The sequence below is a fragment of the Nocardiopsis sp. FIRDI 009 genome (assembly GCF_003386285.1).
Classification (GTDB): Bacteria; Actinomycetota; Actinomycetes; order Streptosporangiales; family Streptosporangiaceae; genus Nocardiopsis.
In genome coordinates this window covers 41429-56134 of the sequence record NZ_QPNC01000053.1, presented here as the reverse complement: position 1 = coordinate 56134, position 14706 = coordinate 41429, and the positions used below count along the sequence as shown (strand labels likewise).

The 14706-nt window shown below is 70.3% G+C and carries 12 protein-coding genes; 7 read left to right on the top strand and 5 right to left on the bottom strand.

Annotation, left to right across the window (positions count from 1 at the left end; genetic code table 11):
• Both DVR05_RS26410 and ctaD read right to left on the bottom strand, forming a co-directional pair.
• A partial coding sequence (locus DVR05_RS26410) for a transposase family protein (protein WP_232832358.1) occupies positions 1 to 244 on the bottom strand: 244 nt, incomplete at its 3' end.
• A 506-nt stretch (positions 245 to 750) separates the two neighbouring features.
• Positions 751 to 2370, bottom strand: a complete 1620-nt coding sequence (ctaD, locus tag DVR05_RS26405) for a cytochrome c oxidase subunit I (RefSeq protein WP_116248624.1) — start codon at positions 2368 to 2370, stop codon at positions 751 to 753.
• Between the two features lie 290 nt (positions 2371 to 2660).
• Here ctaD and dop point away from each other — a divergent pair, with 290 nt between their 5' ends.
• The gene (dop, locus tag DVR05_RS26400; RefSeq protein ID WP_116248617.1) at positions 2661 to 4181 is read left to right on the top strand and encodes a depupylase/deamidase Dop; all 1521 of its coding nucleotides are present in this window, start codon (positions 2661 to 2663) and stop codon (positions 4179 to 4181) included.
• A 39-nt stretch (positions 4182 to 4220) separates the two neighbouring features.
• Here dop and DVR05_RS26395 read toward each other — a convergent pair whose 3' ends face one another.
• Positions 4221 to 4421, bottom strand: a complete 201-nt coding sequence (locus DVR05_RS26395) for a hypothetical protein (protein ID WP_116248616.1) — start codon at positions 4419 to 4421, stop codon at positions 4221 to 4223.
• 66 nt (positions 4422 to 4487) lie between these two features.
• On the bottom strand, positions 4488 to 6017 hold the full coding sequence (locus tag DVR05_RS26390) for a PucR family transcriptional regulator (RefSeq protein ID WP_116248615.1): 1530 nt from the start codon (positions 6015 to 6017) through the stop codon (positions 4488 to 4490).
• A gap of 169 nt (positions 6018 to 6186) precedes the next feature.
• Between DVR05_RS26390 and DVR05_RS26385 the strand changes: the two genes are divergently transcribed.
• Positions 6187 to 7488, top strand: a complete 1302-nt coding sequence (locus DVR05_RS26385; RefSeq protein WP_116248614.1) for an MFS transporter — start codon at positions 6187 to 6189, stop codon at positions 7486 to 7488.
• A gap of 74 nt (positions 7489 to 7562) precedes the next feature.
• Positions 7563 to 9173 (top strand): amidohydrolase, encoded by a 1611-nt coding sequence (locus DVR05_RS26380; protein WP_116248613.1) that lies wholly within the window; start codon positions 7563 to 7565, stop codon positions 9171 to 9173.
• A gap of 182 nt (positions 9174 to 9355) precedes the next feature.
• Here the strand turns inward: DVR05_RS26380 and DVR05_RS26375 are convergent, their stop codons facing one another.
• On the bottom strand, positions 9356 to 10510 hold the full coding sequence (locus DVR05_RS26375; protein WP_116248612.1) for a S1 family peptidase: 1155 nt from the start codon (positions 10508 to 10510) through the stop codon (positions 9356 to 9358).
• Positions 10511 to 11139: 629 nt separating this feature from the next.
• Here DVR05_RS26375 and DVR05_RS26370 point away from each other — a divergent pair.
• The 4 genes from DVR05_RS26370 to pafA all read left to right on the top strand — a co-directional run bounded on the left by DVR05_RS26370 (position 11140) and on the right by pafA (position 14679).
• Positions 11140 to 11343 carry a ubiquitin-like protein Pup gene (locus DVR05_RS26370; protein WP_116248611.1) on the top strand — a complete coding sequence of 68 codons (204 nt, stop codon included), beginning with the start codon at positions 11140 to 11142 and terminating at the stop codon, positions 11341 to 11343.
• Between the two features lie 167 nt (positions 11344 to 11510).
• Positions 11511 to 12353 carry a proteasome subunit beta gene (gene prcB / locus DVR05_RS26365; protein ID WP_116248610.1) on the top strand — a complete coding sequence of 281 codons (843 nt, stop codon included), beginning with the start codon at positions 11511 to 11513 and terminating at the stop codon, positions 12351 to 12353.
• Positions 12354 to 12408: 55 nt separating this feature from the next.
• Positions 12409 to 13209, top strand: a complete 801-nt coding sequence (prcA, locus tag DVR05_RS26360) for a proteasome subunit alpha (protein ID WP_116248609.1) — start codon at positions 12409 to 12411, stop codon at positions 13207 to 13209.
• A gap of 111 nt (positions 13210 to 13320) precedes the next feature.
• Positions 13321 to 14679 (top strand): Pup--protein ligase, encoded by a 1359-nt coding sequence (pafA, locus tag DVR05_RS26355; protein ID WP_116248608.1) that lies wholly within the window; start codon positions 13321 to 13323, stop codon positions 14677 to 14679.
• The last annotated feature ends 27 nt before the right edge of the window (positions 14680 to 14706 follow it).

The window sequence follows — 14706 nt, the reverse complement described above, 5'->3', positions numbered from 1 at the left end:
GGCGAGCAGGGCCGTGGTTTCGCGCACGCATGCGCCAGGCGGTGGTGGTACCCACCGCGAAGCTTGCCGCGAGGTGGGTGAGGGGCTCGCCCTTGTACAGGTGGACCAGGACGAGCAGGGCTTGCTGCGCCGGGGCCAGGCGCCGCCGTCGGGAGCCGGCCTTGGCGCGGTGGGTGTGGATGGTGCGGGCGGCCAGGTTCGGGGTCCGGCGTGACAGGGGCAGAGCGGCACGGTAGAAGAGCATGTGGAGCCTCTGGTGGGGCAGGTTTTCTTGGTCGTTAACCGGTCTGCCAGGGGCTTCTTGCTGTCAGGGGTGGTTCCGCGCGGGTGGTACGGGCCTGTGGCCAGCAGCTTCAGGGTGAAAAGAGCTCAGTACCTGTAGGAACGCGTCCCGAGAACGTGTGGCGGGGCCGACCGGATCTTCCGGTCGGCCCCTTCCCGTGCCGGTTGTCTCCGGTCTCCGTGATGGCCGGGTGATGACAACGGTGACGGCGCTTCGCGGGCACGGGCCGGTGGAACTCGCCGAACATCTCAGGGTCGAAGCGGACCCGGAAGGGTTCCGGTCGACCGTTCGCCGGGTCCGAGAATTCATCACAGTCACCATCCGAATCGGAAAGGCGACCTGTGAACTCATGCGGAGGGCGCACCCTCTCCCGGATGGGTGCCGGGGTCGCCCGGGTCGGTCCGGTCCCGTGTTCCCCGCCGGTCCGCGATCGCTGATGCGGTCACCGGTTCCTGGGAATCGCTCCGTTAGCCGTGCTGCGCGGCCCGATCGCGTCCGGCCGACGTCGCCTGTGGCCAGTGCAGGTCGAAGGCGGGGCGGTCGCTGCGGATGCGCGGCATCGAGGTGAAGTTGTGCCGGGGCGGCGGGCAGGCGGTCGCCCACTCCAGGGAGTTGCCGTACCCCCACGGGTCGTCGCTCTCGACCGGCGCCGAGTACCGGACGGAGTACCACACGTTGTGCAGGAACAGCAGGGTCGAGGCTCCCAGCAGGAAGGAGCCGACGCTGGACAGGATGTGCATCCAGGTGAACCCGTCGGTGGGCAGGTAGTCGGCGTAGCGGCGCGGCATGCCCCGCACCCCCAGGTAGTGCTGGATCGCGAAGGTCATGTGGAAGCTGAGGAACAGGACCACGAAGTGCCACCTGCCGATCGTCTCGTTGAGCGTGCGGCCGGTGAACTTGGGCCACCAGAAGTAGAACCCGGCGAACATCGCGAACACGACCGTGCCGAAGAGCACGTAGTGGAAGTGGCCCACCACGAAGTAGCTGTCGGTGACGTGGAAGTCCAACGGGGGCGAGGCGAGGACCACCCCGGTGAGACCGCCGAACAGGAACGTCGACAGGAAGCCGATCGCGAACAGCATGGGCGGGGCGAAGGTGAGCTGTCCGCGCCACATGGTCCCGATCCAGTTGAAGAACTTGATGCCGGTGGGCACGGCGATGAGGAAGGACAGGAACGAGAAGAAGGGCAGCAGCACCGCGTTGGTCGCGAACATGTGGTGCGCCCACACCGTCATCGACAGCACCGTGATGGCCACGGTCGCCGCCACCATGCTCTTGTAACCGAAGACCGGTTTGCGGGAGAAGACCGGGATGACCTCGGTGATGATGCCGAAGAACGGCAGGGCCACGATGTAGACCTCGGGGTGGCCGAAGAACCAGAACAGGTGCTGCCACAGGATCGCGCCGCCGTGCTGCGGGTCGTACACGTGGGTGCCCACGATCCGGTCGGCTCCCAGGGCGATCAGGGCGGCGGTGAGCACCGGGAACGCGATCAGGACCATCACCGCGGTGAGGAGGACGTTCCAGGTGAAGATGGGCATCCGGAACATGGTCATCCCGGGTGCGCGCATGACCAGGATCGTGGCCATGAAGTTGACCGAGGCCAGGATCGTGCCCAGGCCGCTGACGAGGAGCCCCATCACCCACAGGTCGCCGCCCAGGCCCGGGGAGCGGACCGCGTCGGACAACGGGGTGTAGGCGAACCAGCCGAAACTCGCCGCGCCTCCCCGGGTGAGGAATCCGCCCATGACGATCAGCCCGCCGAAGAGGAACAGCCAGAAGCCGAGCATGTTCAGCCGGGGGAAGGCCACGTCCGGCGAGCCGATCTGCAGGGGCACCAGCACGTTGCCGAAGCCGACGAAGAGCGGTGTGGCGAACAGCAGCATCATCACGGTGCCGTGGATGGTGAACAGCTGGTTGTACTGCTCGGCGGTGACGAGCTGGAGACCGGGCCACAGGAGTTCGGCGCGCAGGAGCATCGCCATGACCCCGGCGGCGACGAAGAAGCCGAAGGAGGCCATGATGTAGAGGTAGCCGACCACCTTGTGGTCGGTGGAGGACAGCCAGGAGGTGACGATCCGGCCCATCGGCTGGGAACCCACCGTGGCCGCTGACGCGCTGGACTCCGTTCCCTGGCGGGGCTGTGTCACCGGGACTCCTCTGGGTTGCCGACTCGATTGACTACCCTAGGTCATGAATTTATGACTCTTAGTGTTGGTAGTGTCGGTGTCCGGGATTCCCGGGCCGAACGGGGGCGCGGCGCCGTTCGGGACCGTCCCGCTTCGCGACGAGGCGTGAAACGCCCGAGAAGACGGCACTTGGGCCACAATTGGCGCGGAAGCGTTCAAGATCGGGCCGTGGCGGATAACCTCTCATCATGAGTGTGCGGCGGATTATGGGTATCGAGACCGAGTACGGGATCTCCGTGCCAGGCAACCCCGGGGCCAACGCGATGGTGACCTCCACCCAGGTGGTCAACGCCTACCTGGCCGCCTCGGCGGCGCGGGCGCGCCGCGCCCGGTGGGACTTCGAGGAGGAGAACCCGCTTCGGGACGCGCGCGGGTTCGACCTGGCACGGGAGGTGGCCGACCCCACACAGCTCACCGACGAGGACCTGGGTCTGGCCAACGTCATCCTCACCAACGGCGCCCGGTTGTACGTCGACCACGCCCACCCCGAGTACTCGGCGCCCGAGGTCACCAACCCGCGTGACGCGGTGCTGTGGGACAAGGCCGGGGAGCGGGTCATGGCGGACGCGGCGGCGCGGGCGGGCGCGACCCCGGGGATCGACCCGATCCAGCTGTACAAGAACAACACCGACAACAAGGGCGCCTCCTACGGGTGCCACGAGAACTACCTGATGGACCGGTCGACGCCGTTCGGTGACATCGTGCGGCACCTGATCCCGTTCTTCGTGTCGCGGCAGGTGGTGTGCGGCGCGGGCAAGGTCGGGATCGGCGCGGACGGCCAGGGGACGGGTTACCAGATCTCCCAGCGCGCGGACTTCTTCGAGGTCGAGGTGGGGCTGGAGACGACGTTGAAGCGTCCCATCATCAACACACGGGACGAACCGCACGCCGATCCGGACCGGTACCGGCGGCTACACGTCATCATCGGTGACGCCAACATGAGCGAGATCTCCACGTACCTGAAGCTGGGGATGACGGCGCTGGTGCTGGCGATGGTCGAGGACCGGTTCATCAGTGTGGACCTGTCGTTGGAGACACCGGTGGCGGACCTGCGGGCGATCTCGCACGACCCGGGGCTGACGCACCGGGTCCGGCTGCGCGACGGGCGGCGGATGACGGCTCTGGAGTTGCAGGCGGAGTACCTGGACCAGGCGCGCAAGTACGTGGAGGACCGGTTCGGCACGGACGTGGATCCGGACACGGCCGACATCCTCGATCGGTGGGAGTCGGTGCTGGGCCGTCTGGGCAACGACCCGATGGACCTGGCCACGGAGTTGGACTGGGTGGCCAAGCTCAAGGTGCTGGAGGGGTACCGGTCGCGCGACGGGCTGGACTGGTCGCACCCCAGGCTCCAGCTGGTGGACCTGCAGTACTCGGACGTACGCGCGGACAAGGGCATCTACAACCGGCTCGTGGCTCGGGGGCGGATGCGGCGACTGTTGGAGGAGCCGGAGGTGACGCGGGCGATCACGGAGCCGCCGGAGGACACGCGGGCCTACTTCCGGGGCCGGTGCCTGGCCAAGTACGCGGACGAGGTGGCGGCGGCCTCGTGGGATTCGGTCATCTTCGACGTGCCGGGGTACGACTCGCTCCAGCGGGTGCCCACGTTGGAGCCCCGCCGGGGGACGAAGGAGCACGTGGGGCGGTTGCTGGACCAGTCGCCCACGGCGGCGGACCTGGTGGCGATCCTGACCGGGCAGCGGTCGTAGCCGGCTCCGGCCCGGGGCGCGTGCGGGCGGCGCCGGGGGTCAGCCGTCGGCGGCGGTGAGTTCGCGGGGATGGCAGTCGGCGCAGTCGGACCTGCACGCCGACCCGTAGTTGTTCATCGACATCGACTGACAGCGCGTGCACACCAGACGTTTCCCGCCGGGCGGGACGTGCTGCCAACGGTGCTGGCCCCGTCGGCAGATGCCGGACGGTCCGATCGTTGTCTCCTCGCGCGTGGGCATGGTGGAACGGTAGCGGAGGCACGCCTGTGGGCGCCAGCGCACTCCCGGCGGTGCCGGTGCGCGGTGTCAGGCGTGCCAGGTGCCGTCGTGGCAGGGCATCGGCTCCAGGTTGAGGGCGGTCCACAGTTCGAGCCGGGTGCGGGCCTGCCCCAGGCCGCGTCCCATGACCCGTTCGGCGACGCGCAACCGGGCGCGCAGCGTGTTGCGGTGCACGCCCAGGTCGCGTGCGGTCGCCTCCACCTGGGCGCCCTGGTCCAGGTAGTGGCGCAGGGTGTGGACGAGGTCGGTGCCGTGCCGGGCGTCGTGGTCGCGTAGCGCCCCCAGGACCGCCCGTTGGAAGGCGCGTGCGCCCTCGGGCGGGACGCAGGAGCGCAGGAGGCCCCACGCTCCGGTGTCGTCGACGTGCCGGTACCCCTCGGCGGCGGACTGGCGGGCCCGGTCCAGGGCGGAGGGCAACTCGGCGGGCCCGCGCGCCTGACAGGCGCCCGCGCCGCGGGGGGCGCCGGAGGGGTCGCGCAGGGCCGACCAGAGGCGTTCGCCGTGGCGGGGCGGCGGGCTGTGGGGCAGGACGGCCACGACGCCGCCGTCGACGGCGCACAGGCCGGCGCGGTGCGCGGCGTCGGTGTCGCCGAGGACGTCGGGCAGGGTGTCGGACACCCGGTCCGCCAGGGCGTCGGGTTCGGCGTCGGGCAGGTACACCACCTCCCAGGGCGGGTCGGGGAGGGTGAGCAGGGCGGGCGGCAGGCCGGGGGCGCCGGTGAGGGCCGCGCGCAGCAGCGGCGCGCGTTCGCGGTGCCGGATCCTGCGGGTCTGGACGGAGTGCAGGAGGTCCACGGCGAGCAGGGAGGCGGCGTCGTTGGCGAGCATCCGGGTGTGCGGACAGACCGGTGCGGGGCTGCGGAGGGCGAGCCAGCCCAGGGCCCGGCCGGTGGCGCCCAGGGTCTGGAGGAGGATCGACGCCTCGCCGTCGGCCAGGACGGTCATGCCCCGGGGGCGCCGCGCCCGGTCGAGGGCGGCGGCCCGGACGCGTGCGTGCCAGGGGGGTTCGGCGCGCGGTACGGCCGCGGAGGTCGTGCCGTCGCGGTCCAGCAGCAGGGTGTGGCCGTCGGTGGCGGAGGCGAGTTCGCGCAGCACACCGGAGGGGCCGGTGCGCAGCGCGGCGCGCGCCATGGCGTCCTGGGCGGCCAGGACCCGGTTCTGTTCGCGGGTGCGTTCGGCGGCGTGGTGTTCGGCCACGGTCTCGACCACGGCGATGAAGGGGGTGTCGCCCTCCACCTGGAGCACGGGCAGGTCGAGGCGGTCGCCCTCGGCCAGGATCTCGGGTGGGACCCCGTGGGCAGGGGTGTCGACGGCCACGGCCAGCGCCGCGCACCCGGCGTGGTGGAGGCGGCGCAGGTAGGCGCGGCGTTGTTCGGGGTCGGCGCCGAACCCCATCCCCGAGGTGAGGACGAGTTCGCCGCCGCGCAGCCAGCGCACGGGGTCGTGGAGTTCGGTGACGTGGGCCCAGCGGATGGGGCGGTCGAGTCCGCTCCGTCCGGCGACCGCCCGTACCTCCAGGTCGGGGTCCGCGGTGATGTCGCGGGCGGTGATCGTCATGACTGCCTCCCGGGGTGTGCGCCGCGCACATTTGTCACAGGGTGCCATGTGCGCCATGGCCCGGCACGCGGTGGTGGGGGGTGTTTACCGTCTCCCTGACACATCCGCTCTGGCCGGCGGCGGACCCCGAGGGGGCCGCCCGGGGCCCGGGACGTACCACGGAGGACCCATGACCGACCGGACATCCCCCGCGGCCGCGCATCCGGCGCGCGCGGCCGTCGCCGCGTTCGTCGGGACCACGATCGAGTGGTTCGACTTCTACGTCTACGCCACGGCGGCGGGCCTGGTCTTCGGCACGCTGTTCTTCCCCGGCGACATCGACCCCACGGTGGGTTTGATGGCGTCGTTCGCGACCTTCGCCGTGGGGTTCTTCGCCCGCCCGCTGGGCGGGGTGGTCTTCGGGCACTTCGGTGACCGGTTGGGGCGCAGGTCGGCGCTGGTGACCACGCTGTTGATGATGGGCGCGGCCACGTTCTGCGTCGGGTTGCTGCCCACCTACGCGCAGGTGGGGTTCGTCGCGCCGCTGCTGCTGGTGGTGCTGCGCTTCGTGCAGGGCGTCGCCGTGGGCGGTGAGTGGGGTGGTGCGGTCCTGATGGCGGTCGAGTCCGCCCCCGAGGAGCGCAAGACCTTCTACGGGTCCTTCGCCCAGCTCGGCAACCCGGCGGGGGCGCTGCTGGCGACCGGGTCGTTCGGCCTCATCACCGCCTGGGATTCCGAGCTGCTGTACACGTGGGGTTGGCGGCTGCCGTTCCTGGCCTCCTGTCTGCTGGTCCTGGTCGGTCTGGTGGTCCGTCTCAAGGTAGAGGAGTCGCCGGTGTTCGAGGCGGTGCGCGAGAGCCGTCCGGTCGAGCCCGAGGGGCCGCCGCTGCGCGAGACCCTGCGCGGCTCCTGGCGGGCGGTGCTGCTGGGGATCGGTGTCCTGCCGGTGGCCGTCGGCGGCTACTACGTCGTCACCACCTTCCTCCAGGCCTACGGCGTCACCGAGGTGGGCCTCAGCGAGCGGCTCATCCTCAACGGCCTGACCCTGGCCGCGTTCGTGGAGCTGGTCGCGACCCTGGCCACGGCGTGGCTGGGCGACCGCTTCGGCACGGCCCGGATCGTGACGGTCGGGTTGGCCGCCGTGGCGGTGCTGGCGCTGCCGCAGTTCCTGGTTCTGGGGACCGGGAGCGCCGTGCTGATCGTCGTGATGCTGTGCCTGATGCGGGTGGCGATGGCCGCGGTCTACGGGCCGATCGCGCGTGTGCTCGCGCAGATGTACCCGCCGCGGGTGCGCTACACCGGCATCTCGGTGTCCTACCAGGTCGCCGGTGCGCTGTTCGGCGGTCTGTCGCCGTTGGCCTGCACCGCCCTGTTCGCCGTGACCGGGAGCATCCTGTCGGTGGTCGCCCTGCTGGTGGTCATGGCTCTGGTGAGTATCGCCTGCCTGTCCCGGGCGCCCCGGTACAGCGACGCCGAGGCCGTCGCGGTCTGAGCCCCCTGACCTTGCACGCCCACCGCCGGGCCGGTCGGCCCGGTGCGCCGTCCCGATTGAGGAGAACCGCACCCGTGTCCGCTCTGATCATCCACAACGCCACCGTCCTGACGATGGACGACGCCAATCCCCGGGCCGAGGCCGTGGCCGTGCGCGACGGGCGGATCCTGCTGGCGGGGGCCGCCGATCCGGTGCGCGCGGCGGCCGGTCCGGGGGCGCGGGAGGTGGACGCGGGCGGCCGTACCGTCATCCCCGGGTTCATCGACCCGCACAACCACCTGTTGTCCACGGCCGAGTCGTTGGCCGCGGTGGACGCACGCTATCCCCGGGTGGGCAGTGCCGCCGACCTGGTCGCGGTGATCGCGCAGGTGGCGGCGCGCACTCCGGCCGGGCAGTGGATCCGCGCGTTCTCCATGGACGACGCCAAGTACCCGGGTGGCCGTCCCACGCGCCGCCACCTGGACGAGGCCACCGGTGAGCACCCGGTGATCGTCTACCACGTTTCCGGTCACCAGGCCGTGGTCAACTCGGCCGCGTTGGCGTGGAGCGGGATCGGTGAGGACGTCCCGGACCCCGAGGGCGGTTCGTTCGTGCGCGACGAGGGCGGCCGGTTGACCGGCATGGTGCTGGACTCGGCGATGGAGCTGCTGTTGCCGCTGGCGGTCGACATCGGCTGTCACGGGCCCAACTTCCACACCGACCTGCCCTCCGAGCAGCTGCTGGGCTGGCTGGCGGAGGCGGCGGGACCCTACCTGTCGGCGGGGGTGACCACGGTGTGCGATCCGCAGGTGTCCGCCCGCGAGCTGCGGGTGTACCGGGCGGCCCGGGCCGCGGGGACGCTGCCGTTGCGCACGTTCGGCATGCCGTTGTCCCATCAGTTGGACGCGCTCACCCGGGCCGGGTTGGCCAGCCCCTTCGGTGACGACTGGCTGCGGTTGACGGGGATGAAGTTCTACTCCGACGGGACGCTGCTGGGCGGTACCGCGAAGTTCACCGTTCCCTACGGGGAGCGCGGTGAGTTCGCGGGAAGCCTCTACCACCACCCGGACCAGTTGGTGGACCTGGTGACACGGGCGGCGCGGGAGGGGTGGCAGGTCGCCGTGCACACGCAGGGCGACGCGGCCATGGAGCACACGCTGGCGGCGATCGCCTCGGCCGCGCGGGTGTCGGGACCCGACCCGCGTCCGCGGGTGGAGCACTGCGGTTACCCCACACCCGAGCAGGCCAGGCGGTTCACCGAGTACGGGGTCATCCCGGTCAACCAGCCCAACTTCCTGCACGACAGCGGCGGTGACTTCCTGCGCCGTCTGGGCGAGCGGGCGCACCGGCTCCAGCCGATGCGCGAGGAGATCGACCTGGGGCTGCGTCCGGTGCTGTCCAGCGACTCCTTCGTCTCCAGCCTGCGTCCGATGGACACCGTGGCCAACGCGGTGTGCCGGACCACGCGGGAGGGGGAGCCGATCGGGGTTGAGCAGGCCGTCACGCTGCACGAGGCGCTGCGGGCGCACACCCTGGACGCCGCCCACGCGGTGGGGATGGAGGACCGGTTGGGTGCGCTGCGGCCCGGTTACCTGGCCGACGTGGTGGTGCTGGACCGGGACGTGGAGGCGTTGCCGAGCGACCGTCTGCGTGAGGTGGGCGCGTGGCTGACCGTCCTGGACGGGCGGATCGCGTATCGGGCGTAGGGGGAGGCGCCCGGGGCGGTCTGCGCGGCCTGACCCGGTTCGCGTCTCCGTCCGGCCCGAACGGGGGTGTCCCCGTCCGCGCGACGCGCGGACGGGGACACCTGGGGGAGGGGGTGGGGGATTGGTTTCTGGGTTTCGTCCCCCGGGGCCACCGCGGCGCGGAGGCCCTGGGGAGGCACCGCCTAGCTGGTGCGCAGCCGCACGCCCCAGGCGCGCTCCATCGGGTCGACCTCCTGGTAGAAGGTGGTGCCGCCGCTGCTGCAGTTGCCGGAGCCACCGGAGGTGACGCCCTGCGCCTGCGTGCCGGAGATGAAGGAGCCGCCGGAGTCGCCGGGCTCGGCGCACACGGTGGTGCGGGTCAGGTAGTAGACGGTGCCCTGCGGGTACCGGACGGTCTGGTTACGGGCCTGGATGGTGCCGCAGTGCCAGCCGGTGGTGGAGCCGGAGCGGCAGACGGACGAGCCGATCGGGGCCGCGTTGCTGCCCGTCACGGTCTGGTAGCCGCTGTAGCGGTAGACGAGGTTGTACAGCGTGAAGTTGGACGTGCCCCGGACGAAGGCGGCGTCGTTGCCGGGGAAGACGGAGCGCTCGAAGGTGCCCCGCCCGTTGCCGATGGTGACGCCGGTGCCGACGTTGCCGCAGTGGCCCGCAGTGACGAAGCCGGGCTGGCCGGAGCTGTTGGTGGCGGGGAAGCCGACCGAGCAGCGGCCGCCCGAGCTCATGTAGTAGGCCAGACCGCCGATGATGTTGGCGTAGGTCTGGGGCTGCTCGGAGACCTCCTGGATCTCGATGACCGCCGGGTCGACGCCCGTGCCCTCGACGAGGGAGTCGACGTCGACGCCCGTGCCCTCGACCACCTCGACGACCACGCTGTCGCTGGTGACGTCGGGGTACCAGCCGACGACGTCGCTGCCGGCGTCGGTGGCGTTGAGGTCCTCGACGATGTCGGCCAGACCGTCGGCGCCGTAGGAGACGACCTCGGCGCTTGCACCGGTGGCCTCCACGGCCTCGACCGCGTCGGTGTCGGTCACCAGGACGGTGAGCTCGTGGGTGTCGGTGTCGAAGAGCGAACCGCCGTAGGCGGCTCCGGCCGCTTCGGTGGCCTCCTCGTCGAGTTCGATGGCCTCTTCCTGCGCGTTGAGGAGTTCCTCGGCCTCGAACGGGGTGAGGTCGAGGTCCCTCTCCATCGCTTCGAGCATGGTGGCGGCCTCGTCGTCGGGGACGGGGGCCTGGGGGACGGGTGCGGTTCCGGCGTTCACGCCCGGGGCCATGGTGATGACCAGTCCGAAGGCGAGTGCGCCGGTTCCTATGGCGGAGATAACGGGGGAGGGTCGCATTGGTCCCTACTCTCCTGGGGGGATGGACGGGGGAAGGGACGGTCCGTGGGGAGGACCGTCCGAACAGGGAGGCGAGGGGGCTCGCCGCCCTGCCGTTCACCGAGACACTCGGTAAACGATTTCACACCATAAGTGGGCAAATTGGCGAAGGAAAGACCCTCTTTCCGTGAAACCATTCAGAGCTGTGTGGGATGAGCCGATGACCATCTGTATGGGTCGTGGCTACGCGTAGTCGCCGTGCGTGCGACCTTGGCTTTCCGCGTCCTCTTGCTTGCCCAGAGTGATCATCGTCTTCGTGCAAGGGGGGCTGATTGGCCGGATTCGGCCAATTGCGTTCCGGGGTGTTCGTCACTCCGCTGTCACGCGTCCGCAACACGCGAGGTTGGAGAGGTGTCCCGTGTCCACCGGTGTCCGGGATGGAGCGGGGATCGGGTGTGCCGCGGGGGAATCCGGTCGACGCACCCTTCGCGATCTGGTAAAGGGAATGGCGTCGGCGGCGGAGCGGCCCGTGTCCGGGCTCGGGGGGCGATCCCAGGTAACTAGCGAGTATCGGGCATCGGGAAGGGGGTTGAGCCGCTCGTCGTTGGGCCAAGATAAGGGCGAGAGCCCCGAACGGGAGGTAGCCAGTCATGGCGACGAAGGACACCGGCGGCCAGAAGCACGCATCACGCCGCGAGACCGAGGTCGAGGAGGCCGAGGCCGCGACGGACGTCCAGGAGAAGAAGGACAAGCTGGACGAGGAGGTCGACGACATCCTCGACGAGATCGACGACGTGCTGGAGAGCAACGCCGAGGACTTCGTCCGGCAGTTCGTGCAAAAGGGCGGTCAGTAGGCGTCCCGCGGCGGTTCGCTGACAGCGCACTCGGGCGCCGCCAGCGCCGCCGCGCGCACGACTAGGGTCGATTCCAGCGGCCGGGGACACCACCCGGCCACCGACAAGAGAGACCAGGCGTCCCATCCGCCCCCACGACGGGGTGGGACGCGAGTGGAGGGAGTCGCGTGTTCGAAGGGTTCGAGGGCGGACGGTTGCCCGCCGCGTTCATGAGTGCGGGAACCTCGTCCTTCACCGAGTTCGTCCGATCGGTCAGCCCTGAGCTGTTGCCCGGACACCACCTGCCCTCAGGCGAGGGGACCGAGCACCTCACGCCCGACGCGACGACCATCGTCGCCCTGACCTTCCCCGGGGGCGTGGTGCTGGCCGGTGACCGACGTGCCACCCAGGGCAACGTCATCGCCAACCGGGATATGGAGAAGCTGTTCCGCACGGACGAGTTCTCGGCGGTCGCCATCGCCGGGTCAGCCGGTATCGGTATCGAGCTGGCCCGCCTCTACCAGGTGGAACTGGAGCACTACGAGAAGATGGAGGGCCGCGTGCTCTCCCTGGAGGGTAAGGCGAACAAGCTCGCGCAGATGGTCCGGGGCAACCTGGGCATGGCCATGCAGGGCTTCGTCGTCGTCCCCCTGCTGGTCGGCTACGACGAGAGCACGGGCACCGGCCGCGTGTTCAGCTACGACGCCGTGGGCGGTCGCTACGAGGAGCACCGCCATCACTCCATCGGCTCGGGGTCCGTCTACGCCCGCGGGTCGATCAAGAAGCTCTACAAGGACGACCTGGACGAGACCGGCGCGATCAAGGTGGCCCTGGAGGCCCTCTACGACGCCGCCGACGACGACTCCGCCACCGGAGGCCCCGACCTGCACCGCAAGATCTTCCCCCTCGTCGACGTCATCACCGAGGACGGGCACCGTCGCGTCCCCACCGAGGACGTCGCCGCCCTGGCGACGGAGGTGGTCGAGGGCCGGGCCGCACACCCCGACGGCCCGACCGCGACGTTGCGCTGACCCGGCCGAAGACCCCACCACGACCTCTCACGACTAGGTAAGGAAACGATCCGCGGTGTCGATGCCGTTCTACGTCGCCCCCGAACAGCAGATGAAGGACAAGGCGGACTACGCGCGCAAGGGCATCGCGCGCGGCCGCAGCGCCGTCGTCCTTCAGTACGAGGGCGGGATCCTCATGGTCGCGGACAACGTGTCGCGCACCCTGCACAAGATCAGCGAACTCTACGACCGCATCGGTTTCGCGGCGGTCGGCCGCTACCCGGAGTTCGAGAACCTGCGCCTGATGGGCGTGCGGTTCGCGGACGTGCGCGGCTACCAGTACGACCGCCGCGACGTCAGCGGACGCCAGCTCGCCAACATCTACGCCCAGACCCTGGGCACCGTGTTCAGTGAGAGCCTCAAGCCGTGGGAGGTGGAGATCGTCGTGGCCGAGGTCGGTGACACCGCCGCCGAGGACGAGATCTACCGCATCACCTTCGACGGTTCGATCGTCGACGAGCGCGGTTTCGTCGCGGTGGGAGGCTCCTCCGAGAACGTCGCCACGGCGCTCAAGGAGCGGTTCGTCGCCGACGCGCCGCTCAGCGCGGCCCTGCGCGCGGCCACGCGCGCCCTGTCCAGGGAGAACGGCGAGGAACGTGAACTGGAGGAGGCCAACCTTGAGGTCGCGGTCCTGGAGCGGGACCGCCAGCACCGGAAGTTCCGGCGTATCCACGGCCGACGTCTGACCGCCCTCCTGGAGGAGGGCCGGACGGGCGGCAACGGGTCCGCGGGCGCCTCCTCCGGTGGGGCCGCCGGGTCGTCGGGTGGCGGCTCGGGCAGCGACGCTGACTCCGGTGCGGACCAGGCCGACGAGTGACCTGAGAGACGATCGCGGTGCGGCGCGGCGGACGCGCCACACCGGCCGGGTGGGTGTGGACGGCGCGGCCCCGTCGTCCACACCTCGGTGACGGGAAGTTGGTGAGGCCGCGTGGAACGACGGATCTTCGGTCTGGAGAACGAGTACGGAGTCACGTGCACCTTCCGGGGGCAGCGCCGCCTGTCGCCCGACGAGGTCGCCCGGTACCTGTTCCGAAGGGTGGTCTCGTGGGGGCGCAGCAGCAACGTGTTCCTGCGCAACGGCGCCCGGCTGTACCTGGACGTGGGCAGCCACCCCGAGTACGCCACACCCGAGTGCGACAGCCTCGCCGACCTGGTGGCCCACGACAAGGCCGGTGAGCGCATCCTGGAGGGGTTGCAGGTCGACGCCGAGCAACGCCTGCACGAGGAGGGCATCGCCGGGGACATCTACCTGTTCAAGAACAACACCGACTCGGCGGGCAACTCCTACGGTTGCCACGAGAACTACCTGGTGGGCAGGCACGGCGAGTTCGGCCGCCTAGCCGACGTGCTGATCCCCTTCCTCGTCACCCGCCAGATCATCTGCGGGGCGGGCAAGGTCCTGCAGACCCCGCGCGGCGCCCTGTTCTGCGTCAGCCAGCGCGCCGAACACATCTGGGAGGGCGTGTCCTCGGCGACCACGCGCTCGCGCCCCATCATCAACACCCGGGACGAACCCCACGCCGACGCCGAACGCTTCCGCAGGCTGCACGTCATCGTCGGCGACTCCAACATGAGCGAGACCACCACGCTGTTGAAGCTGGGCTCGACCGACCTGGTGCTGCGGATGATCGAGGCCGGGGTGGTGATGCGGGACTACACCCTGGAGAACCCGATCCGGGCGATCCGCGAGGTCAGCCACGACATGACCGGTCGGCGCAAGGTGCGGCTGGCCAACGGGCGCGAGGCCAGCGCGTTGGAGATCCAGCGCGAGTACCTGGAGAAGGTGCAGAGCTACGTCGACCGGCACGGCACCGACGCCGTGGGCAAGCGGGTGCTGGAGCTGTGGCAGCGCACGATCGAGGCGGTCGAGACGCAGAACCTGGAGCTGGTGGCGCGGGAGATCGACTGGGTCGCCAAGTACCTGCTGCTGGAGCGCTACCGGGACAAGCACGACCTGTCGTTGTCCTCACCGCGCGTGGCCCAACTGGACCTGACCTACCACGACATCCACCGCGACCGCGGACTGTTCTACCTGATGCAGAACCGCGGGCAGATGGACCGGGTGGTGGGGGATCTGAAGATCTTCGAGGCCAAGTCGGTGCCGCCGCAGACGACCCGCGCCCGGCTGCGCGGTGAGTTCATCCGCCGCGCCCAGGAGCAGCGGCGCGACTTCACCGTCGACTGGGTGCACCTGAAGCTCAACGACCAGGCGCAGCGCACCGTGCTGTGCAAGGACCCGTTCAAGTCCGTCGACGAGCGGGTGGAGAAGCTCATCGCCGGAATGTGAGCGTCGCGGGTTCCGCCCGGGGGAGGT

Excerpts from the sequence above, each read along its gene's own strand:
- ctaD (WP_116248624.1), bottom strand. The coding sequence starts at position 2,370 with ATGGGCCGGATCGTCACCTCCTGGCTGTCCTCCACCGACCACAAGGTG.
- dop (WP_116248617.1), top strand. The coding sequence starts at position 2,661 with ATGAGTGTGCGGCGGATTATGGGTATCGAGACCGAGTACGGGATCTCC.
- DVR05_RS26395 (WP_116248616.1), bottom strand. The coding sequence starts at position 4,421 with ATGCCCACGCGCGAGGAGACAACGATCGGACCGTCCGGCATCTGCCGA.
- DVR05_RS26390 (WP_116248615.1), bottom strand. The coding sequence starts at position 6,017 with ATGACGATCACCGCCCGCGACATCACCGCGGACCCCGACCTGGAGGTA.
- DVR05_RS26385 (WP_116248614.1), top strand. The coding sequence starts at position 6,187 with ATGACCGACCGGACATCCCCCGCGGCCGCGCATCCGGCGCGCGCGGCC.
- DVR05_RS26375 (WP_116248612.1), bottom strand. The coding sequence starts at position 10,510 with ATGCGACCCTCCCCCGTTATCTCCGCCATAGGAACCGGCGCACTCGCC.
- DVR05_RS26370 (WP_116248611.1), top strand. The coding sequence starts at position 11,140 with ATGGCGACGAAGGACACCGGCGGCCAGAAGCACGCATCACGCCGCGAG.